Below are 20,943 nucleotides of genomic sequence, written 5' to 3'. Positions count from 1 at the left end.
CCGATCGGCGGGTCAGATCCGATGATGAGGTGTGAGACCACCCCCTGAGGACGCCGATCTGCTCGCCCTGGCCGCCACCGGCGACCGGGCGGCGTTCGAGGTGTTCTATCGCCGGCACGCCGTCTGGCTGACGTTGCGGCTGCGGTACCGGTGTGCCGACGAGTCCCTGGTCGACGACGTCGTCCAGGAGACGTTCCTCGAGCTGTGGCACGGCGGCGCCGCGCGCTACCGCGCCGAGGGCGACGTCGCCGGCTGGCTGTGGCGCATCGGCTCGCGCCGGCTCGTCGACGCGCTGCGGCGGCACGGCGCCCGCCACCGGCTCGGCCGGCTCCTCGCCCGGCTGCGCGGGCGCGACGAGCCGTCCGCAGAGGAGCAGGTGCTGCGCGGCGTCGAGCACGGCGACCTCGCCGGCGCCCTGGCCCGCCTCTCCCCGGAGCTGCGGGCCGTCGTGCAGGCCACGGTCCTGGACGGGCTCACCACCGCCGAGGCCGCGGTGCTGCTCGGCATCCCGCCCGGCACGGTCAAGACGCGGGCGATGCGGGCCCGCCGGCAACTACGGCAGGAGCTGGCATGAGCGGCCCGGAGCGCAGCGGAGGGCTGCGAATCAGCAGTTCAGGGTGGAGCTCAGGCCGGCGCCGGAGCGCAGCGGAGGTGACGGCATGAGACAGCGACGCACCGGCACCTGGCACCTCCAGGACGAAGACCTGCGCGCTTACGCCGGCGGCGGCCTCGCCGGGCCGCTGCTGTGGTCGGCGGAGGCGCACCTCGGCGCCTGCGCAGACTGCCGCGACCGGCTCACCGCCGCCGCCGACCCGCGGCTGGCCGAGGCCGGCTGGGCCCGCGTCGACGCGGCCCTCGACGCGCCCGTCCCTGGCCCGGTCGAGCGGCTGCTGTTGCTGCTCGGCGTGCCCGACCACACCGCCCGGCTGCTCGCCGCGACCCACGCGCTGCGCCTGTCCTGGCTCGTCGCGGTCGCCCTGACCCTCGCCATGACCGCCACGATCGCCCGGCTCGCCGACCCGATGGTGTTCCTCGCCTCGGCGCCGCTGCTGCCGCTGCTCGGCGTCGCCGTGTCGTTCGGCCCAGGCATCGACCCCACCTACGAGATGGCCCTTGTCGCGCCGATCCAGTCCTTCCGGCTGCTCCTGCTGCGGTGCGTCGCGGTCGTCTCCACCACCACCGTGCTGTGCGCGCTGGCCAGCCTGGCCATGCCCGACGCCGGGTTCCGGGCCGCCGGCTGGTTCCTGCCGTCGCTCGCGCTGACCGTGCTCACGCTGCTGCTCGCCCCGAGGTTCGGCACCGTCGTCGCCGCCTGCGCCGTCGGCGCCGGCTGGATCTGCCTCGTCGCCGCCGCGGCCGGCGCCCTGTTCACCGCCGCCGGCCAGTCCGGCGTCGCCGTCGCCGTGCTGCTCGCCGCCGCGGCCCTCGCCCGGCGGGCGGCGGCGTTCGACACGACCCGGCTGTTCCCGCGCACCACCCCAAGGAGGTTCCGATGAGCATCGACGCCGCCGCACCGCGCCGGCCGCACAGCACCGGCGCCGCCGTGCGCGCCGACGGCCTGACCCTGCGCTACGGGCGCAAGGCCGCCCTCGATGGCGTCACGCTCACCCTCGGCACCGGCGTCACCGGCCTGCTCGGCCCCAACGGCGCGGGCAAGACCACCCTGCTGCGGATCCTCGCCACGGCCCTCACGCCCGACGCCGGCTCGCTGCGCGTCCTCGGCCACGACCCGCTGACCGGGCCCGGCCGGCTCGCCGTCCGCCGGCGCCTGGGGTATCTGCCGCAGGACCCCGGTTTCCACCTGGGCTTCACCGCGTTCGAGTTCGTCGACTACGTCGCGATCCTCAAGGAGCTCACCCACCGCGGCGACCGGCACGCCGAGGTCCGCCGGGTCCTGTCCGCCGTGGGCCTCGACGACCAGCGCCGCACCCGCATCCGGGCGCTGTCCGGCGGCATGCGCCAGCGGGTCGCGCTCGCCGCCGCCCTCGTCGGCGACCCCGACCTGCTCATCCTCGACGAGCCGACCGTCGGCCTCGACCCGCAGCAGCGGATGCGCTTCCGCGAGTTGTTCGCCGACCTCGGCGAGGACCGGGCCGTGCTGCTGTCCACCCACCAGACCGAGGACGTCATGTCGCTGTGCCGCCAGGTCGTCGTCATCGACCGCGGCACCGTGCGCTTCAGCGGCACCCCGGCCGACCTCGCCGGCCTCGCCGACGGCCGGGTCTGGACCAGCGCCACCCGCGAGCCCGGCGCCCTCGCCTCCTGGCGTACCGGCACCGGCCTGCACCGCCACGTCGGCGACCCGCCGCCCGGCGCGGAGCTGCTGCCACCCACCATCGAGGACGGCTACCTCATGCTCGTCGACCTCACCGCCACGCCCACCGCGTCCACCTTGGACGGTGCCTCGTGACGGCGGCCGTCGCGGCCCGCGCCACCACGCCGGCCGCCGTCCACGTGTCGCGCCGCCGGGCGATGCTGGCCCTCGCCCGGGCGGAGGCGGTGCGTTTCCTGCACCACCCGCTGACCGTCGCGGCGCTGCTGCTCTTCGTCGCCCCGTGGGTCTACGACCTGGCCACCGGCACCACCGACCGCTATCCGGTGCTGCACGACAAGGCCGTCGGCATGCAGACGGCCGGCATCTTCCTGCTCGGCGGCGGCGCCCTCGTCGTGGCCAACCTCAACGCGCTGCGCGCACACCGCCACCACACCGACGCGCTCTACTCGGTCCTCGTCCTGCCCGACCCGTGGCGGACCGGGGCGTTCATGCTCGCCGCGCTGCCGTATGCGGCCGTCGTCGCCGCCGTCGTCTCGGCGCGCATCGGCGCCCTCGCCCTACTGCCCGGCGCCGCCGGCCGCCCCGACCCGGCCGAGCTGATCACGATCCCCGTCGTCGTGCTGCTCTTCGCCGCCGCCGGGGTCCTGCTCGCGAAACTGGTGCGCTCCGCCGTCGTCGCGCCCCTGGCGATGTTCGCGTTCGCCGTCGCCGCATTCGTCGCCCTCGTCACCGCCGCCAGAGGCAACGCCGTCCTGCGGCTGCTGCTGCCGGTGATGTTCGCCGACCTGCCGTTCGCGCTGCCCGCCGACGTGGTCGACCGCCCGGCGCTGCGCCATCTCGCGTACCTGGCCGGGCTCACCGCGCTGCTCGTCGTCGCCGCCGTCGCCCGCTCCGGCGCCCGAGGCCGTCGCGTCCTCATCGCGGCCGCCCTCGCCGTGCTGCTCACCGCCGGCTCCGGTGCCGCCCAGTTCCGCACCGACCCCGCCCTGCGCCGCACCGCCGTCACCGCCACCGACAACCCCGCCGCCCTGCAGACCTGCCAGCGCCGCGGCGACGTCACCTACTGCCCCTTCGACGACTTCACCGCCTGGATCACCGGCTGGGACACCGTCGTGCGGGGCGTCCGCCGCGCCGTCCCCGCCGCCGCCGTCACCGGCCCGCAGCTCACCGTCCGCCAGCGCGTCTGGGCCTACGGCTACCCGACCGGCGGAAGCGTCACCAGCCTCACCGTCGAGGACGCCCGCGACACCGCATGGGAGCGGGCCGCGGCCGCCGCCGGCACCCCCGCCGCCGTGCCCGTCGGCACCACCTGGGGCGACGACATCTCCGAGGCCACCTTCGCCGCCGCCGTGGCCCTGCGCCTCATGACCGGCAGCTCCTTCACCCCTGGCGTCACCGTCTGCGGTGCCCGCGGCGCCCTGCTCGTCTGGCTCGTCGGCCAGGCCACCCCGGCCACCGCCAAGGGCCTGCACCGCCTGGACGCCTCCAGCTCCGGCGCCCTCGCCCTCACCGACGCCAGCACCTCCGTGGGCCTGGGCGTCCCCGACCGCGACGCCGCCCCGGCCCTCGCCGCCCTGCACCGGCCGGCCGCGGAGGTCGCCGCCCTGGTCGCGGCCCAGTGGTCGCAGCTCACCGACCCGGCAACCCCGGCGGACCGCTTCGCCGCCCTGCTCGGCGTGCCGATCGCCCCCGAACCCCCACTCGAGGAGCGCACCACATGCGCCTCCTGACCCGCGTGCCCGCGACTGCTGTCCCGCGGCTTTCCAGCGCGTCCTTCGTCGCTGGCGCCGTCTCTGCTCGTGCTGTCGCTGCTCCCGCTGCTTGCCTCGTTTCCGCGCCGGCGGCGCGCGTCGTTCCCGTGCCGTTCGCCGGCGGGGCAACCGGTGCGTGCCGACCCGGTTCATCCACATCGACGCCCTCTCGGATGGAGCTCGCATGAGGCACCTCGCCTTCGTGTGGCCGACGCTGCGGTCGACCCGCAAGACGCCCGTCCTCGGCGCGATGGCGACCGGCCTGGCGATCGTCACCGTGCCGGCCGTGATGACGGTCGAGCTCAGCCCCGACAACCTGGCCGTCCTGTTCCGCCTCGGCGCGGCGTGCGCCGCCATCGGCCTGGCGTTTCTGTTCGACGATCCCGCGAAGCCGACCACCGCGACCGCCCCCACCCCCGCCTGGCGCGGCATCGCACTGCGCGCCCTGACCGCCGTCGCCGCCACCGCCACCTGGTGGGCCGCCGCCGTCGCCATCACCCGCGTCGGCGCCGAGGCCGGCACCGCCGACCACCTCCCGCTGCCCGGCCTGACCCTCGAAGCCGCGACGTTCGCCGCGGTCGCCATCACCGCCGCCGTCGCCACCTGGCGGTTCACCCCCCGCGGCATCGTCAGCCCGGCCGCGGCACCCGGCGCGCTGGCCGTCCTCGCCGCCTTGGCTTTCGTCCCGCGCCGCGTGGTCGTGTTCGTGCCGGTGGCCAGCCCTCAGTGGGACGCCGCCCACGTCCGTCTGACCTTCCTGCTCGCGGCCTGCCTCGCCGCCACGACCGCCCTCGCCGTCCTGCCCCCGACCCTGCGCCGCCCGAAGGACCCGGCCGTCCCGCCCGCCGTCCCGCCCGCCGTCCCGCCTGCTGGTCCGCACTGCGGTTCGCCCTCCGGCTCAGACATCGCCTCTGGCGCTGGCCTCCCTGCCTTCCGCACCGCGAGCAACCGTGCCACTTTCGACACCGCCGTCAGCTCGACCAGGTCCACCAGCATCGGCGACGTTGCTGGCTCCAGCGCCTGAACCGGCCCCACGGCCCGCCGTCTTCACCGCCCCAGTCAGCGCACAGGCTCCACGGGCCCACCCATTCCAGTCACGCCGGCGTTCCTCCGGCCACCGGCGACAACGCCCGACACACCAACCCGCCACGTCCCACCGGCCGATGCGCCCCACCGGCCGATGCGCCCATCCGCCACGTCGAACCGGCCGACGCGCCAACCGTCACCCGCACCGGCCGACGCGCCGACCCGCCACTCGCCCCCGATCGACGCGCCGACCCGCAGCCCCGCGCCGGAGCAGGCACGCTCGCCCCTCACAACGCCGTGACGTGGCCGGTGGTCATCTCCCAGCGCTGGTCGAAGCCCACGTTCCGCGCGAAGTACGCATCGTGCGTGATCATCACCAGGGTGCCGTGGTACGCCCGCAGTGCCTCCTCGACGACGTCGATGGCCTCGAAGTCGAGGTAGTTGGTGGGCTCGTCGAGGAAGAGGATCTCGGCGCCGGTGTTGACGATGACGGCGAGCAGCAGGCGGCGCAGCTCACCGGCGCTGAGATCGCGCAGGCGGCGGTCCCACTCGTCCGGGCCGAACAGGTGCGCGGCGAGGAGGGATTCGGCGTCGTCGACGTACACCGGAACCCTGGAACGGAAGTAGGCCAGCACCGTGCGGTCGTCGCCGCGCAGGTCGTCGTGGGTCTGGGGGAGCACGGCGACCTCGTGGGTGGTGGTGACCGTGCCCGCGTCAGGAGGGAGCTGGCCGGACAGGACGCGCAGCAGCGTGGTCTTGCCGGCGCCGTTGGGGCCGGTGACCAGGATGCGGCCGCGGACGTCCAGGTCGACGTCGTCGAGGATGCGGCGGGCGCCGAGCTTCACGGTGAGGCCGCGGGCGGTCATGACGCTGGCGTCGCCGGTCGGCGGGAACGCGAGCGTCAGCGGCGGGCGGGTCTCCGGCTCGGCGATCCAGCGAGCCGACGTCAGCTGCCGGGTCAGCCGCCGCTCGCGGGCCTTGGCCTTCTTGGCGACCTTCTTCGCGTACCGCCGGAGCCGGTCGGAGCCGAGACCTGAGCGTACCGACTCCTCGACGCCCCGGGCCTGGTCCTTCGTGGTCGCGATGTCGGCCTCCAGACGCCGGCGGAACTTCTCCTGCGCCTCGTGGTCGAGCAGGAGCTTCTGCCAGCGGCGGGTCTTCTCGGCACGGTAGTCGGTGTAGCCGCCCTCGTACCACTGCGGCCGCGGGTGGATGCCGTCGAGCTCGACGATGCGTGTCACGGTCCGGTCGAGGAACGCCCGGTCGTGGGTGACGACGAGGACCGCGCCGCGGAACCCCGCGAGGAACTCCCCGAGCCACGCGGTGCCGGCGGCGTCGAGGTGGTTCGTCGGCTCGTCGAGGATCAGCACGTCAGGGGTCGACAGCAGGACCCGCGCCAGCATCAGCCGGGCCTGCTCGCCGCCGCTGACGTCGCGCAGCGGCAGGTCGTCGGGCAGGTGCGCGATGTCGAGCCGGTCGCGGACCTCGGCGCGCCGCTGTTGAGCCTTCCAGCCTTCCAGGGCCGTCCAGCGGTCCTGGATCCGCCCGTACTCATCGAGCACCGTCAGGTCGTCCGCCAGGCGGGCCTCGAGCTCGCGCATCCGCCGGGCGAGCCGTTCGACCTCGCCGTCGGCCAGGAACTCAAGAACAGAAAGCCCCGGATCCGGTACCTGCTGAGCGAAGTACCCGATCCGCCGCCCCGGCGCGAGCGCGACGTGCCCGCCGGTCGGCCGCTCGGCACCGGTCAGCACCCGCAGCAGCGTGGTCTTGCCGGCACCGTTGGGCCCGACGAGCCCCAGCCGGTCACCGGCGTTCAGGGTGAGGTCGACGCCTTCGAACAGCAGCTCGGCGTCGTAATGCTTGGACAGGGAGACAGCACGTAGCACGAGAGCCTCGCAACGGGTGTGAGAGCGGACGGGAACAGTGCCCGGCCGGCATCCCGGTCAGGCGGTTCGACACGTCCCTCGAATCACACGCCGACCATCATCCCTGGTCGCCGCAGTCCTCTTCCAGCGATTTTCTTCGCCGGTACGACCAAAAGAGCCGCCACCAACAAGGTGACGGCCCTTCGGGTGCGGCTGGTCGGATCAGCTGCGGTCGCGCGGCGGCGCGGACCAAGGCGACGTCGGCGGCTCGTCGCCGCTGCTGCCGACTGTGCCGGGGGCGTTGCCGGCGGCTCGGTCAGCGGCTTCGTCGGCGGCTCGTTCGGCGGCGAGCCGGTCGAGGTCGGCCTGGGCGTTGGCCCGCCGCTCCGCCTCGCCGCGCGCGAACGCCGCCCGGCGCTCCGCCTGCTCAGCGGCGCTGGGCGCGCCGAGCCGCGTGGTCACGTCCGGGTCGACGGGCCCGATCCGGGTCGTCGCCTGCTGGTCCGCGGCGGGTTCCTCGATCGGGTCGGTGGCCCGCATCGGCATGAACCGGGTCGTCGGACCCTCCGCGGGGCCGTCGACGATCGGGTGCTCACCGGTCTCGCTCGGCGCCGCGTGGCGGGGGCGGGACGGCACCGGAGCCTGTCGCCCGGGGTGGAACGCCTCGGTCTCCTCCTCCCGCACCCCGCGCCGCCCGGTGGCGAACCCGTCGAACGACGGCCCCGCCAGGATCGACGTCTCCCGCACCACCTCGGTCCGCGCCGCCCGCGACGGCAACGGCGCACCGCTACCGGCCGGCGGCTGGGCGGGCGCAGGGGGTGCGGCCGGCGGCTGGGCGGCGGCCGGCGGTTGCGCGGCGAACTGTTCGGTGGCCGCCTCGCTCATGGCGGGCCGCCCGTACCTGGTCTGCGGAACGTCCGACGCGGGCGCCACGGACTCGGACGAGGGAAGCAACGGACCGCTGGTGCCCCCGCCGTACGGCGCGGGCGGCGACGTCGGCTGCGTCAACGGCCGGGTCGGCAGCTCGTCGCCCTGCTCGGCGGCCCCGGCGACCAGCCCACCGGGCGCCCCCGACCACGGCGTCGCCGCCGGTGCCCCGGTCCCGGCCGCCCGCAACGGCGGCACGTCCTGCCCCCCGAACCCCTGCCCAGGCGGGGCAGACTGAGGAGCCGTCGCCGCTGGCGGTGCGGAGTGCGGCGCGGGCGGTGCGGAGTGCGGCGCGGAGTGCGGTGCGGGCGGTGCGGAGTGCGGTGCCGGCGGAGCGGACTGCGGCGCGGGCGGCGCCGACTGCGCAACGGCAGGCGGCGCGAACGGCGGTGCGGACGCAGGACCGGACGCGGGCCCGGTGAACTGCGGCGCACCCGTGGGAGGCGCGAATGGTGGCGCCGGCGGCGCGGACGGATGACCGGCCGCAGGCCCGGTGAACTGCGGTGCCGCCGGCGGTGGCGGGAACGGCGGCGCAGGCGGTGCCGACGCCGGACCGGACCCGGGCGCCGCGAACTGCGGTGCCGGTGGCGCGGACGCCAGCCCGGATCCGGGTGCTGCGAACTGCGGTGCCGACGCGGGCTGCCCGGCCTGCGGCGCCGGCGGTGCGGACGCGGGCTGCCCGGGCACCCCGGGCTGCGAAGCCGGCGGGGCGGACGCGGGACGGGCCCCCGGCGGAGCGAACGGCGGCGCCTGCCCACCCCCGGTCCCAGTCGGCCGGAACTGCGCACCGGACCCCGGCGCCCCACCCGGCGGGAACGGCCCAGGCGGCGCGGCGGGAGCCTGCGGCGCGGGAGCGGGCGGCGGACCACCCCGCCCGCCGAGCGACGGCGGGAAGGGCCCGGGCGGCGTCGCGGCAGCGGGCGCACCGGCAGCGGGCGCGGCCGGCTGCCCGAAAGACGGCGCGGCGGGGGACTGCGCGGCCGGCGGCTGGGCGGCAGGTGGCTGCGCGACCGGAGGCTGTGCGGCGGTCGAGTCGGGCGTCAGCCACGCCGGTGGGGCGGTGCTGCTGGCGGGTGCCGAGACCGGTGCCGGTCCACCCTGCTGACCAGGGCGGCCCGCCGCGGGCGGCTGCGCACCGAAGCCGGAGCCGGGACCCGACACGGGCCCGGCCGGCGGCGCGGACGAAACCGGCGGCGGCGCAGAAACCGGTGCCGCATAGGAAGGTGGCCCGGATGCGACCGGCGGCGCAGAGGCCACCGGCTTCGCGAACGACGGCGGCGCCGACGACACGGGCGGAGCCGACGAGACCGGCGCCGCGTAGGAAGCGGGCGCCGCATAGGAAGGCGGCGCAGACGACACCGGCGGCGAAGAGACAGGCGGCGCGGAAGAGGCAGGCGGCGCGGAGGTCACCGGCGGTGGGTAGCCCGACGCGGACCGGGACTGCGGCGGCATCGGCACCGGCTGCGTCGCGTCGGTGGGCATCCCGGGACCGGACCCTGCGCCCGGAGCCGACCCGTACGGCGGCAGCACCGACGTGGCACCGGGAGCGCCGGGACCAGCGCCGTACGACGGCAGGACCGACGTCGCGCCGGCCGGGGACGAGAACTCGGCGGTCGCCGGTGCGTGACCGGTGCGGGGTGCGACCTGCGGCGGCGCCTTCGGGCCCTGGCCGAGCGGGAACTCGTGCGGGTCGAGCGGCTCGCCGCCGGTGACGATCACCGGGGCGGCGGCCGGCCAGGCGCGCCAGCGTTTGACGCTCGCGGCGGCGACCAGCAGGGCCAGGCCGAGCACGGCGGTGGTGCCGTTCACGATGGGCAGCTGCAGGTTGATGGTGAGGCCGGCGAGCTTGTAGTCCGCGGGCAGGCCGTCGAGGGCGCCCAGCGGGTCGATGAAGAGGCTCACGTAGAGGCCCAGCAGCGCCAGGCCGGCCACGATCGGGCCGACCGGGGAGATGCGCAGGGTGGCGATGAGACCGATGATGAGGCCGGCGCCCAGCAGGTAGGCGGCGGGCGCGATGAGGTCGACGCTGTCGAAGGCGCCCCGCTCGACCCACTTGGCCACCGTTTCGGTGGATTTCTGCTGCCCGAGGGCGATCAGCAGCCACGCGATCGGGGCGATCAGCATCCCCGCGATCAGGCTTCCCACGTGTCGCATGGTTCGCACCGTACCGTCTGTGTCATGCAGGAGCACACTGGCCGACCGACCGCGTATTCGCGGGTCACGCTGAGCCGGATCATGACCGTCGTGGACGTCAACCTGTACGGGACGGTCCACGGTGGCGTGATCATGAAGTTCGTCGATGACGTGGCGGGTGCGGCCGCGGCGCGGCACGCGGGCGGCACCGCGGTCACGGTGGCGATCGACGAGATCGTGTTCCTGGAGCCGCTGCGGGTCGGTGATCTGGTCCACGCGTACGCGCAGGTCAACTGGACCGGGTCGACGTCCATGGAGGTCGGGGTCCGGCTGGTGGCGCAGCGCTGGGACGAGGTCGCGGACCCGGTCGTCGTGGCGACCGCATACCTGGTGTTCGTCGCGGTCGACGCCGAAGGCAAGCCCCGGCAGGTGCCGCCGGTCGTGCCCGACTCGCCGGAGAACGAGGGTCGCTGGCGGGAGGCCGAGATCCGCCGCGCGCACCGCCTGTCCCGCCGCGACGCCATCCAGCGCCACCGCCAGAAGTAGCCGCCGCAGACGACCGCTCATGAAGGCGAAGGGTGCTACCGGTTCAGCCACCACACCGAGGCGTTGAGCGCGGTGGCGAACGTGACCCACGCCCAGTAGGGCAGCAGCAGTACCGCCGCCGCGCGTGACAGGCGCCAGAACAGCACGACGTTCACGCAGATCAGCACCCACAGGGCGACGATGTCGGCCAGCGCGAGGCCGCGCAGGCCGGCACCGAAGAACAGCGGCGTCCAGACGGCGTTGAGCGCCAGCTGGGCGGCGTAGACGGTGAGGGCTGTGTTCCATCCGGAGCGCCGCCACGCCAGCCAGCCGGAGACGGCGATGCAGCAGTACAGGACGGTCCAGACCGGCCCGAACAGCCAGGACGGCGGCGCCCACGACGGCTGGGTCAGGGCGTTGTACTCATCGGCGGTCCCAGCGACGCCGAGCCCGCCGATCAGGGCGGCGGCCGCGGCGGCGGCACCGAACCCGGCCAGTCCGATCCACTGCGGGCGGTGGTGGTGCGGCAACGACAGCGTCATGTCGGCTTCGGGTACCCGCGTGCGGCCACACGGAAACCCGGCAGCAGATGTCGGCGACCCACACTGAGCGATCGTTCGGGCCTACAGGAAGATGGTCGGATGGCGAAGGAACTGTGGCACCCCCCGGCAGACGTCCGCGACCGCACCCGCATCGGTGCCTTCCTGGGGTGGCTGTCCAGCGAGCGGGGGCTGGAGTTCGATGGGTACCAGGACCTGTGGCAGTGGTCGGTCGACCAGCCCGCAGTGTTCTGGCAGGCGATCTGGGACCACTTCGAGGTCGTCTCGCACGAGCCGCCGGTCGCGGCACTGCCCGAGGCGCGGATGCCCGGCGCCGACTGGTTCCCCGGCGCCCGCCTCAACTACGCCGAGCATGTGCTGCGGATGCCGGGTGTCGCCGACGCCGAGCCGGTCGTGCTGGCGTACTCGCAGACCCGCCCGCCCGTCACGCTGAGCGCCGCCGAACTGCGTGAGCAGGTCCGCCGGGCGCAGGCGACGCTGCGACGGCTCGGGGTCACGCAGGGCGACCGGGTCGCGGCGTACGCGCCCAACATCCCCGAGACGTTCGTGCTCATGCTCGCCACCGCAGCCCTCGGCGCGGTCTTCTCCAGCTGCGCGCCCGAGTTCGGCACCCGGTCGGTGGTCGACCGGTGGCAGCAGATCGAGCCGAAGATCCTGGTGGCCGTCGACGGGTACCGCTACGGCGACAAGGCCGTCGACCGGCGCGCCGAGGTCGCGGCGATCCGGGAGGCGCTGCCGTCGCTGGAGGCGTTCGTCGAGATCCCGTACCTGCACGGGGCCGGCGAGGTGTGGGACGACACCGACGAGCCGCTGACCTTCGCGCCGGTACCGTTCGGCCACCCGCTCTACGTGCTGTACTCCTCCGGCACCACGGGCTTGCCGAAGCCGATCGTGCACGGCCACGGCGGCATCCTGCTCGAACACCTCAAGATGCTGGCGCTGCACCACGACCTCGGCCCCGGCGACCGGTTCTTCTGGTTCACCACCACCGGCTGGATGATGTGGAACTACCTGGTGTCCGGCCCGGCGGTCGGCGCCGCGGTCGTCCTCGTCGACGGCAACCCGGCCCACCCCGACCTGGGCTGGCTGTGGCGGGTCGCGGCCGAGTCGGGGACCACCTACTTCGGCACGTCGGCGCCGTTCCTGCTGTCCTGCCGCAAAGTCGGCATCGTACCGAAGGAGCTGGCCGACCTGTCGGCGCTGCGCGGGGTGGGCTCGACCGGCGCGCCGCTGCCGCCGGAGGGCTTCGAGTGGGTGTACGAGGCCGTCTCCGACCGGGTGCTGCTCGCCTCCGCGTCCGGCGGGACCGACGTGTGCACGGCGTTCGTCGGCGGGGTGCCGCTGCTGCCGGTCCGCGCCGGTGAGATCGCCTGCCGGGCGCTCGGCGCGCGGGTCGAGGCGTACGCCGCCGACGGCACCCCGGTCATCGGTGAGCTCGGTGAGCTGGTCATCACCGCGCCGATGCCGAGCATGCCGGTCGGCTTCTGGGGCGACACCGACGGTTCCCGGTACGCCGACGCGTATTTCGGCACGTACCCCGGCGTGTGGCGGCACGGCGACTGGATCACCATCGACGAGACCGGCGCCTGCGTGATCACCGGCCGCTCCGACGCGACCCTCAACCGGGGCGGCGTGCGGCTCGGCACCAGCGAGTTCTACTCCGTGGTGGAGGCCCTCGACGCGGTGGTCGACTCGGTGGTCGTACACCTCGAGGACCCTGAGGGCGGCGCGGGGGAGCTGCTGCTGTTCGTGGTGCTGCGGCCGGGGCTGACGCTCGACGACGCGCTGCGCGCCCTGATCGCCCGGGAGCTGCGCACGGCGCTGTCCCCGCGGCACGTGCCCGACCAGGTGTTCCAGGTCGACGCGGTGCCGCGGACGCTGTCGGGCAAGAAGCTGGAGGTGCCGGTGAAGCGGATCCTCACCGGCACGCCCGTGGACCAGGCCGCCGCGAAGGGCGCGCTGGCCAACCCGGAGTCGCTGCGCTACTTCGAGGCGGTCCGGCTGGCTAAACGGTAGGGCCGACGGTGTGCCCGGCCTGCTCGGAGGCTGCCCGCGCGGGCAGCTTCGACAGGTCGGTGTGCACGCTGAGCACCACGCTCGCCCCGGCGGCCAGCGGCGCGAGCAGCCAGTCCAGCGGGTACGGGTAGACGTCGGCGTCGATGAGCACCCGGCCGCCGGTGATGCCGAGCTCGGCCGCGCGGGCTCGGGCGCGCACCAGCAGGGCGGCGTGGCCGTCGAGCGAGCCGTCGGTCTCCACCAGCGCGCCGGTGTCCGCGGTGACCGGGGCGCCGGGGAAGTGGTCGCCGTGCTGGCGGGCCGAGGCGACGTAGTCGGCCCAGCCGGCCGGGACCTCGCGCAGCGGCATGCCCATCGGCGCCAGCCCGAGCACGAACCGGTCCGCGGGGCCGACCGGCACGCCCGCCTCGACCGCCCGCAGCGACGCGAACTCGACGTCGGTGCCGGCCGCGCTCGGCTCGCCGTACGCGACGGTGACCCCCGCCGACCAGGCGCCGAGCAGCACCGCCGCGGTCTGCCAGTGCGGCGGGAGCCAGACCCCGGCGGTGTCGCCGGGGCCCAGGCCACAGCCGTCGACCAGCAGGTTCGCGGTCTTGGCGACCCAGTTGCCCAGCGTCGCGCCGGACAGCTCGGCCCGTTCACCGGTGGCGTCGTCATAGAAGGTCAGCAGCGGAAGTGACGGGTCACTTCCGACAATTCCCGCAAAGAGTGAAGGAACTGTATTTCCCATATGGCCGGAAAATCCTCCCATAGCATCTCCAATCGGGCGTAGCTCTGTGGTGTGCGATGGGGGTATGGGCAATGCGACGATACCGTCGGCTCAAACTGGTCGTCGTCGTCGGCATCGCCGTCGCCCTGCTCAGCACCGGCGGTGCCACGGCCGACCCGCGCATCCCGTTCCTGCCGCCGCCGGAGAACCTCACCGAGCCGCTCCGGTGGGCCAACCCCGCCGCCACGGCGCCCGGCGGCGCCGGCGTCACCCCGCAGGTGACCCGGATCCCGCTGGGCAGCTTCGAGAAGCCGGCCCCCGGCGTGGCCGCCCGTGCGGGCCTGCCGGAGGCCGCGCCGTCCAGCGTCACCGAGCGGTACCGGCGCGCCAAGAAGGTCCGCACGCTGTCGGTCACCCGGCAGTCCACCGGGCCGTTCAGCGCCGTCGGCGTCACCTGGCGGGAGGTCGGCCGGGTCGGCACCGTCACCGTCGCCGTGCGCCACCACGTCCCCGGCGGCGGCTGGAGCGCCTGGCGTACCGCCGACACCGGCGAGGCGGACCGCGACCTCGCCCCCGGCCGGCAGCAGCGCGGCGGCGCCGACCTCGTCTGGACCGGCAAGGCCGACGGTGTCCAGCTGGCCGTCACCACCACCGGCGGGCCCGCGCCGCACGACATCACCGCCGACCTCATCGACCCCACGGACGCGCCCGGCGACGCGGCACAGACCCCGCCGGCCCCGCCGGTCACGGAGAGTCAGCTCGTCGGGCTGCGGCCCTTCATGCCGGCCATCCTGCGCCGCGCCGCCTGGGGCGCCAACGAGCAGCAGATGAACTGGCAGCCGCAGTACGCCCAGTACGTGAAGGCCGTCGCGCTGCACCACACCGCCACCGGCAACGACTACAGCCCGGAGGACGTTCCGAAGATCCTCCGCTCGATCTACCAGTACCAGACGGTCAGCCGCGGCTGGGGCGACATCGGCTACAACGTGCTCGTCGACCGCTTCGGCCGGCTGTGGGAGGGCCGCTCCGGCGGGCTGTCCCGGCCCGTCGTCGGCGCGCAGGCCGGCGGGTTCAACACCGGCACCGCGGGCGTGGCGATGATCGGAGACTTCCGCACGGTGAACGTGCCGCAGGTCGTCCAGGAGGCCACCGCGCAGTACACCGCGTGGAAACTTTCACTGCGGCAGGCGATCGACCCGCGCGGCACCGTCAGCCTCACCGGCGGCGGGTCGACGTCGCGGTACCCGACCGGCACCACCGTCACGGCGCCCCGCGTCTTCCCGCACCGGCAGACCAACCGGACCGAGTGCCCCGGTGACAAGGGCGTTGCCGCGCTGCCCTGGATCCGCGAGCGGGCCGGCGCGCTGACCGGCGACATGGTCAAGCCGGAGGTCGTGCGCACCCTGCTGGCGGTGTACCGGCCGGCCGACGGCACCGTGCGCCTACAGGGCGTGCCCGAACCCGTGTTCACCAGCGCCCCGAACGAGATCCCGGTCGCCGCCGACTACAACGGCGACGGCAGGGCGGACGTCGCGACCTGGTCACCCGTGACCGGCAACTGGAGCATGCTGCTGTCCGGCGAGGGCCGTAGAACCGTCCAGTGGGGCCTGCCCGGCGATCTGCCCGCCCCCGCCGACTTCGACGGCGACGGCACCGCCGAGCTGGCCGTCTTCCGTCCGGCGACGGGGGTCTGGTACATCAAGGGCGCCGGCGAGGTGGTGCTGGGCCAGCCCGGCGACGTGCCCGTCCCGGCCGACTACACCGGTGACGGGCGGGCCGAGGTCGCGATCTGGCGCCCGTCGACGGGGCTGTGGGCGATCAAGGCGCTGCGCGAGTTCAAGATCGGCGGGCCCGGCGAGTTCGCCGCCCCTGCCGACTATGACGGCGACGGCATCGTCGAGCCGGCGACCTGGTCCCCGGCCAGCCAGCAGTTCACCATCGACGGCCAGCCCGCCGTCCGTTTCGGCGCCGCAGGCCCCACCGTGCGTCCGGTCGTCGCGCAGTACGACGGCGACGGCCGGGCCGACCCGGCGGTGTTCCACGACGGCCGGTACGACATCCGCGGCGCGGGCGGTTACGACGTGGGCGCACAGGGCGACATCCCGATGCCGCTGAGCTGAATCCTCGGTTTCCTCGATCGCGAGTCGCGTCGTGGACATCGATCACCCGAGGATCGGGCGTAGGCTTTGCCTGACGTATCGAGTCCGCGAGTGATCGAGTCCGCGAGTGTTCGAAGGAGACGCCCAGTGACCCCCGGCCGTCCGCCCCGCGTGCTAGTCGACGCCACGAGTGTCCCAGCCGACCGAGGCGGTGTTGGGCGTTATGTCGACGGGCTGCTCGGCGCCTTGGCCGCGCTCGACGCGGACCTCGCCGTGGTCTGTCAGCGCACCGACGCCGAGCGTTACGGACGGTTACTGCCCGGAGCCCGGATCATGGCCGCACCGGCCGCCGCGGCGCACCGCCCGGCCCGCCTCGCCTGGGAGCAGACCGGCCTGCCGATGCTCGCCCAGCAGGTCGGCGCCCAGGTGCTGCACTCGCCGTTCTACACCTGCCCGCTGCGCGCCGGCTGCCCGGTGACCGTCACCGTCCACGACGCCACCTTCTTCACCGAGCCGGAGCACTACGACAAGTCCCGCCGCACCTTCTTCCGCTCGGCGATCAAGACGTCGCTGCGCCGCGCCAGCCGGGTGATCGTGCCCAGCAAGGCCACCCGCGACGAGTTGATCCGCCTGCTGGACGCCGATCCGACCCGCATCGACGTGGCCTACCACGGGGTCGACCCCGACGCGTTTCACGCGCCGAGCGAGGACGAGAAGGCCCGCGTCCGGGCCCGGCTCGGGCTGGGCACGACCGAGTACATCGCCTTCCTCGGCGCGAAGGAGCCCCGCAAGAACGTGCCCAGCCTCATCCGCGGCTGGATCTCCGCCGTCCGCGACCGGCCCGACCCGCCGGCGCTCGTCATCGCCGGTGGCCAGGGTCACGACGACGAGATCGACGGCGCCCTCAGCGAGGTGCCCAGCCACCTGCGGCTGCTGCGCCCCGGCTACCTGCGCTACGCGGACCTGCCCGGCTTCCTCGGCGGTGCCGTCGTCGCGGCGTACCCGTCCTTCGGCGAGGGCTTCGGCCTGCCCATCCTGGAGGCCATGGCCTGCGGCGCGCCCGTGCTCACCACGCCGCGCCTGTCGCTGCCCGAGGTCGGCGGGGACGCCGTGGCCTACACCGGCCCCGGCACCGACGAGATCGCCCGCGACCTCGCCGCGCTGCTCGACGACGACGAGCGCCGCAACGCCCTGGCCAAGGCCGGCGCCGCCCGCGCCAAGGAGTTCACCTGGGAGTCCAGCGCTGAGGTGCACCTTGCCGCCTGGGCGAGAGCGGCCGGCCCGCGGATGTAGGTGCACCACGCTGCCTGGGCGTGCGCGGCCGGCCTGCGAGTGCAGGTGCGCATCGCCGCCCGCGCCTGCGCGGCCGGGCGGCGAGCTTCGTCGCCCGGTGTCACCTTCTGAAATCCCGTCAGGCGATTTTGGTAATGGACATGACACCGTCGAGTTGCTCTAATGCGTCCTCGCCTGGGCATGATGGGGCTGTGTTCTACGCGGTCATCCCAGCAGGAGGCAGTGGCACGCGGCTCTGGCCGTTGTCGCGAGCCGGTCATCCGAAGTTTCTCCACGCGCTCACCGGCACGCCGTTGTCGCTGCTCCAGGCGACGTACGGGCGCCTGAGCGACCTCGCGACGCCGGCGACGACGTTCGTGGTCACCGGCGTGGCGCACGCGGCGGCCGTGGCCCGGCAGCTCCCCGGCCTCCCCGAGGGCAACATCCTCGTCGAGCCGACACCCCGCGACTCGTGCGCCGCGATCGGCCTCGCCGCGGCGGTCATCGCCCGGCGCGACCCGCACGCCGTCATGGGCGCCTTCGCCGCCGACCAGCTGGTCCGCGACGTGCCGGCGTTCACCGAGGTACTGCGCGAGGCCATCCGCGGCGCCGAGGACGGCCTGCTCATGACCATCGGCATCACCCCGACCCACCCCGAGACCGGCTACGGCTACCTCCACGTGGGCGAGCCGACCGGCACCGGCGAGATCTGCAAGGTCGCGTCGTTCGAGGAGAAGCCCGCGCTGCCCCTCGCCCAGGCGTACGTCGAGTCCGGCGAGTACCTGTGGAACGCCGGCATGTTCGTCTGGCGGGTCGACGTCTTCCTCGACGAGCTCGCCCGCCAGCAGCCCTCCCTGCACGACGGCCTCATCCGTATCGCCGAGGCCTGGGACACCCCCGACCGCGAAGAGACCCTCGCCGAGATCTGGCCCAACCTGACCAAGATCTCCGTCGACTTCGGCGTCATGGAGGGCGCCGGCGTCGCCGGCCTCGTCGGCACCGTCCCCGGCCAGTTCGGCTGGAACGACGTCGGCGACTTCCACACCCTCGGCGAGCTCCTCGAGACCGACACCGCGGGCAACGTGGTCGTGAACCTCGACCCGGCCGCCCAGACCGGCGTGCTCATGCAGGACGCCGAGCGCGTCGTGGTCGTCCCGCAGTCGGGCCGCCTCGTCGCCGCGGTCGGCGTCAGCGACCTGATCATCGTCGACACCCCCGACGCGCTGCTGGTCTGCCCCCGTTCCCGGGCCCAGGACGTGAAGAAGCTCGTGGACAGCCTGAAGGAGCGCGGCTCCGTAGAGCTTCTGTGACCTTTGGTGCGCTGCCGTCCGCCACGCGGCAGCGCACTACCCGGTCGATCGGTGGGGCTGGCACGCCAGGGATCCACCGGGTAGCAGGGATCCACCGGGTTGTGCCGCGCCGGCGAGTTCTGGTGCTCCGGTCGGCTCGGCTGGCAACGCCGCGTGACCCGACTCTGCGGCGCCGGCGGCTTCAACAGGTTCCGGGTTCCGGCAGGTTTCGGGCAGGCTGAGCGGGTTTCGATGGCTGAACCGGTTACGGGCGGGCTGACCGGTTCCGGCGGCTGAGCGGGTTTGTGGCCGGCCGGGATTTGGCGGCTGGGCCGGGAGTCGCGCCAAGCGCGGGGGTTTGTGGCCGGCCGGGATTTGGCGGCTGGGCCGGGAGTCGCGCCAAGCGCGGGGGTTTGTGGCCGGCCGGGTTTTCGGTGGCCGGGCAGAGTCGCGCGAAGCCCGGGGTGTGTGGCTGGGCGGACTCCGGCGCGGCCGGGTCAGCTGCTGCGGGCCCAGGCCAGCGCCGGCGCGACGAGTGGCTCGGTGGCGCCGGCCAGGGGCGTCGGCAGGTCGTCGGGGGCGAACCAGCCCAGCGCCGACGACTCGCTGCTCACGGTCTCGACCGCGCCGGCGGGGGCGATGGCCGCATACCGGATGTCGTAGTGCAACGACGGCACGCCCGCGCACTGGACGTGGTGCACGTCGAGGTCGATCGGCGCCTCGCTGATCCGCAGGCCGGCGATCCCCGACTCCTCGGTCGCCTCCCGCAACGCGGCCGCCGCCACCGTCGTGTCGCCGGGCTCGCAGTGCCCACCGAGCTGGACCCAGCGCTTGATCCGCCCGTGCAGGCACAGCAGGACCCGCTCCGCGGTCGAGTCGACGACCAGGGCGCTCGCCGTGACGTGGGCGCCGGGGTGCTCCCGCCACATCGTCGACGGGTCCCGGAGGACGAACTCGATGAACCGCCGCCGGGTCTCCTCGGCCTCCTGCGTGGGAGCCTTCCACTGGGTCAGCACCGCGAGTGCGTCATCGTGCAGCGTCGTCATAGTGACGGCAGGCTACCGCGCCCGACGACGAGCACACCGAGGGGCACGCCCCCTTCCGGCACGACGACCCCGGAAAGGTCGACCTGATCCACCTCCAGCCACCCTGAAGCCACCCCGTCGGCGGCGAGCCCGGCCCTGATCCGCTGCACCTCCATACCGGCCTCGGCCGCCCGCCGCAGGTCACCGGCCGGCGCCCAGACCAGCAACACCCGCTCACCCGCCGCCCCACCGCCCGCCGCAGCACCGCCCGCCGCGGCGGCGTCGGCCGCGGCGGCGTCGGCCGCGGCGGCGTCGGCCGCGGCGGCGTCCGCCGGAAGGACGCCCAGGGGCAGCTCGGGGAACTCGACCGGCGGGCTGTCGCGGATCGCGGCCGCTGCGCGCAGACCCTTGGCGACCGCCTCGGCGGTGCCCAGGGAGAACAGGTCGGCGTCGGCGCCGCGGATCAGGGCGGCGGCGCCGGCGCCGTGGCCGTCGGGGCGGACGGGCAGGCCGCGCACGACCGCAACCGGCACCTGGCCGGTCTTGCCCTTGGCCAGGTCGGCGGCGGCGGCGATCTCGTCGATCACGGCCATCTGGGTGAGCTGCAGCTCGTTGCCGTGCACGTCGAGCACGCCACGGTAGTCGGTCACGGCGTCGATGCCCGCCGCGCCGATGGCGACGTCGGTCAGGCCCATCCGCCAGGGGCGGCCCATGGTGTCGGTGACGACGACCGCCACCCGCAGGCCGAAGCGCTCGCGCAGCTCGTCGCGCAGCCAGCGGGCCGAGGCGTCGGGGTCCTTGGGCAGCAGCACGAGCCGGGTCGGCTCCACATTGGACGCGTCGATCCCGGCGGACGCCAGCACGAACCCGTGGTGCGTCTGCACGATCTGCGTCGCGCCCCGGCGGGCGACTACCCTGGCCGTCTCGGCCCGCAGCACCGCCTCGCGGGCGGCCTCGCGCGCCGGCTCGTCGAGCGGCACGTCGACGAGGCGGCCCTCCGCCTTGCTGACCACCTTGCTGGTGATGACGAGGATGTCCCCGTCGGCCAGCCACGGCGCGGCGGCCGTGATCAGCGCCGCCAGGTCGTCGCCGGGCCGCACCTCGCCGATGCCCAGCACCGGCCGCACCTCGAACCCGACCGTCGGCACCGCGCCCGAGCCGCCACCGGCCCGAACCACGGAACCGTCCACGCCGACCTCCGAACCGCTCATGCCGCCACCTCCGCTGCGCTCCGGTGTCGGCCTGAGCTCCACCCTGAGCTGCTGATTCGCAGCCCTCCGCTGCGCTGCGGGCCGCTCATGCCGCCACCTCCGCTGCGCTCCGGTGTCGGCCTGAGCTCCACCCTGAGCTGCTGATTCGCAGCCCTCCGCTGCGCTGCGGGCCGCTCATGCCGCCACCTCCGCTGCGCTCCGGTGTCGGCCTGAGCTCCACCCTGAGCTGCTGATTCGCAGCCCTCCGCTGCGCTGCGGGC

The 20,943-nt window shown here is 74.6% G+C and carries 16 protein-coding genes; 10 read left to right on the top strand and 6 right to left on the bottom strand.

The genetic code is table 11. The features are described from left to right. The first annotated feature begins 31 nt into the window (after window positions 1–31). From AB0H83_RS02535 to AB0H83_RS02515, 5 genes are all read left to right on the top strand, one after another. Window positions 32–574, top strand: coding sequence for an RNA polymerase sigma factor (locus tag AB0H83_RS02535; RefSeq protein WP_360085649.1), 543 nt, complete (start codon window positions 32–34; stop codon window positions 572–574). 85 nt (window positions 575–659) lie between these two features. Then, on the top strand, window positions 660–1,496 hold the full coding sequence (locus AB0H83_RS02530) for a hypothetical protein (protein WP_360085646.1): 837 nt from the start codon (window positions 660–662) through the stop codon (window positions 1,494–1,496). Next, entirely contained in the window at window positions 1,493–2,410 is a 918-nt protein-coding gene (locus AB0H83_RS02525; protein WP_360085643.1) for an ABC transporter ATP-binding protein, read from the top strand. Before AB0H83_RS02530 ends, AB0H83_RS02525 begins: the two co-directional genes overlap by 4 nt. Then, on the top strand, window positions 2,407–4,005 hold the full coding sequence (locus AB0H83_RS02520; protein ID WP_360085640.1) for a hypothetical protein: 1,599 nt from the start codon (window positions 2,407–2,409) through the stop codon (window positions 4,003–4,005). The genes AB0H83_RS02525 and AB0H83_RS02520 overlap by 4 nt, the downstream gene beginning before the upstream one ends. A 205-nt stretch (window positions 4,006–4,210) precedes the next feature. Further along, complete coding sequence (locus AB0H83_RS02515) at window positions 4,211–5,050, top strand: hypothetical protein (protein WP_360085637.1); 840 nt, start codon at window positions 4,211–4,213, stop codon at window positions 5,048–5,050. Window positions 5,051–5,339: 289 nt separating this feature from the next. Here the strand turns inward: AB0H83_RS02515 and AB0H83_RS02510 are convergent, their stop codons facing one another. Together AB0H83_RS02510 and AB0H83_RS02505 are read right to left on the bottom strand one after the other, a co-directional pair. Continuing rightward, window positions 5,340–6,938, bottom strand: a complete 1,599-nt coding sequence (locus AB0H83_RS02510) for an ABC-F family ATP-binding cassette domain-containing protein (protein WP_360085634.1) — start codon at window positions 6,936–6,938, stop codon at window positions 5,340–5,342. Window positions 6,939–7,139: 201 nt separating this feature from the next. Then, window positions 7,140–9,998, bottom strand: coding sequence for a hypothetical protein (locus tag AB0H83_RS02505; protein ID WP_360085631.1), 2,859 nt, complete (start codon window positions 9,996–9,998; stop codon window positions 7,140–7,142). 24 nt (window positions 9,999–10,022) lie between these two features. Here AB0H83_RS02505 and AB0H83_RS02500 point away from each other — a divergent pair, with 24 nt between their 5' ends. Beyond that, a complete protein-coding gene (locus tag AB0H83_RS02500) occupies window positions 10,023–10,523 on the top strand; it encodes a hotdog domain-containing protein (protein ID WP_360085628.1) in 501 nt (166 codons plus the stop codon). 35 nt (window positions 10,524–10,558) lie between these two features. On the opposite strand, the gene AB0H83_RS02495 is transcribed toward AB0H83_RS02500, so the two are convergent. Further along, window positions 10,559–11,044, bottom strand: a complete 486-nt coding sequence (locus AB0H83_RS02495) for a TspO/MBR family protein (protein WP_360085625.1) — start codon at window positions 11,042–11,044, stop codon at window positions 10,559–10,561. A gap of 99 nt (window positions 11,045–11,143) precedes the next feature. Between AB0H83_RS02495 and AB0H83_RS02490 the strand changes: the two genes are divergently transcribed. Continuing rightward, window positions 11,144–13,078: an acetoacetate--CoA ligase gene (locus tag AB0H83_RS02490; RefSeq protein WP_360085622.1), complete on the top strand. Its 1,935-nt coding sequence runs from the start codon at window positions 11,144–11,146 to the stop codon at window positions 13,076–13,078. Here AB0H83_RS02490 and AB0H83_RS02485 read toward each other — a convergent pair. After that, entirely contained in the window at window positions 13,068–13,808 is a 741-nt protein-coding gene (locus tag AB0H83_RS02485; protein WP_360085619.1) for a TIGR03089 family protein, read from the bottom strand. The two genes, AB0H83_RS02490 and AB0H83_RS02485, sit on opposite strands and share 11 nt — an antisense overlap. A 71-nt stretch (window positions 13,809–13,879) precedes the next feature. Here AB0H83_RS02485 and AB0H83_RS02480 point away from each other — a divergent pair, with 71 nt between their 5' ends. The 3 genes from AB0H83_RS02480 (at window position 13,880) to AB0H83_RS02470 (ending at window position 18,468) form a co-directional block, all read left to right on the top strand. Then, window positions 13,880–15,907, top strand: coding sequence for an FG-GAP-like repeat-containing protein (locus AB0H83_RS02480; RefSeq protein WP_360085616.1), 2,028 nt, complete (start codon window positions 13,880–13,882; stop codon window positions 15,905–15,907). Window positions 15,908–16,033: 126 nt separating this feature from the next. Continuing rightward, window positions 16,034–17,179, top strand: coding sequence for a glycosyltransferase family 1 protein (locus AB0H83_RS02475; protein WP_360085613.1), 1,146 nt, complete (start codon window positions 16,034–16,036; stop codon window positions 17,177–17,179). A gap of 191 nt (window positions 17,180–17,370) precedes the next feature. Next, window positions 17,371–18,468, top strand: coding sequence for a sugar phosphate nucleotidyltransferase (locus AB0H83_RS02470; RefSeq protein WP_360085610.1), 1,098 nt, complete (start codon window positions 17,371–17,373; stop codon window positions 18,466–18,468). Between the two features lie 476 nt (window positions 18,469–18,944). On the opposite strand, the gene AB0H83_RS02465 is transcribed toward AB0H83_RS02470, so the two are convergent. Both AB0H83_RS02465 and AB0H83_RS02460 read right to left on the bottom strand, forming a co-directional pair. Beyond that, window positions 18,945–19,493: an NUDIX domain-containing protein gene (locus AB0H83_RS02465; RefSeq protein WP_360085607.1), complete on the bottom strand. Its 549-nt coding sequence runs from the start codon at window positions 19,491–19,493 to the stop codon at window positions 18,945–18,947. After that, window positions 19,490–20,683: a coenzyme F420-0:L-glutamate ligase gene (locus AB0H83_RS02460; protein ID WP_360085604.1), complete on the bottom strand. Its 1,194-nt coding sequence runs from the start codon at window positions 20,681–20,683 to the stop codon at window positions 19,490–19,492. Before AB0H83_RS02460 ends, AB0H83_RS02465 begins: the two co-directional genes overlap by 4 nt. Between the last annotated feature and the right edge of the window lie 260 nt (window positions 20,684–20,943).

This window comes from Dactylosporangium sp. NPDC050688, from assembly GCF_040654515.1.
Classification (GTDB): Bacteria; Actinomycetota; Actinomycetes; order Mycobacteriales; family Micromonosporaceae; genus Dactylosporangium.
The sequence above is the reverse complement of the archived record's forward strand: the minus strand, read 5'-3'. Positions and strand labels throughout refer to the sequence as shown.

Coding starts and splice junctions, on each gene's coding strand:
- AB0H83_RS02530 (WP_360085646.1), top strand. CDS start 660: ATGAGACAGCGACGCACCGGCACCTGGCACCTCCAGGACGAAGACCTG.
- AB0H83_RS02525 (WP_360085643.1), top strand. CDS start 1,493: ATGAGCATCGACGCCGCCGCACCGCGCCGGCCGCACAGCACCGGCGCC.
- AB0H83_RS02515 (WP_360085637.1), top strand. CDS start 4,211: ATGAGGCACCTCGCCTTCGTGTGGCCGACGCTGCGGTCGACCCGCAAG.
- AB0H83_RS02505 (WP_360085631.1), bottom strand. CDS start 9,998: ATGCGACACGTGGGAAGCCTGATCGCGGGGATGCTGATCGCCCCGATC.
- AB0H83_RS02500 (WP_360085628.1), top strand. CDS start 10,023: ATGCAGGAGCACACTGGCCGACCGACCGCGTATTCGCGGGTCACGCTG.
- AB0H83_RS02495 (WP_360085625.1), bottom strand. CDS start 11,044: ATGACGCTGTCGTTGCCGCACCACCACCGCCCGCAGTGGATCGGACTG.
- AB0H83_RS02490 (WP_360085622.1), top strand. CDS start 11,144: ATGGCGAAGGAACTGTGGCACCCCCCGGCAGACGTCCGCGACCGCACC.
- AB0H83_RS02485 (WP_360085619.1), bottom strand. CDS start 13,808: ATGGGAAATACAGTTCCTTCACTCTTTGCGGGAATTGTCGGAAGTGAC.
- AB0H83_RS02480 (WP_360085616.1), top strand. CDS start 13,880: ATGCGACGATACCGTCGGCTCAAACTGGTCGTCGTCGTCGGCATCGCC.
- AB0H83_RS02465 (WP_360085607.1), bottom strand. CDS start 19,493: ATGACGACGCTGCACGATGACGCACTCGCGGTGCTGACCCAGTGGAAG.
- AB0H83_RS02460 (WP_360085604.1), bottom strand. CDS start 20,683: ATGAGCGGTTCGGAGGTCGGCGTGGACGGTTCCGTGGTTCGGGCCGGT.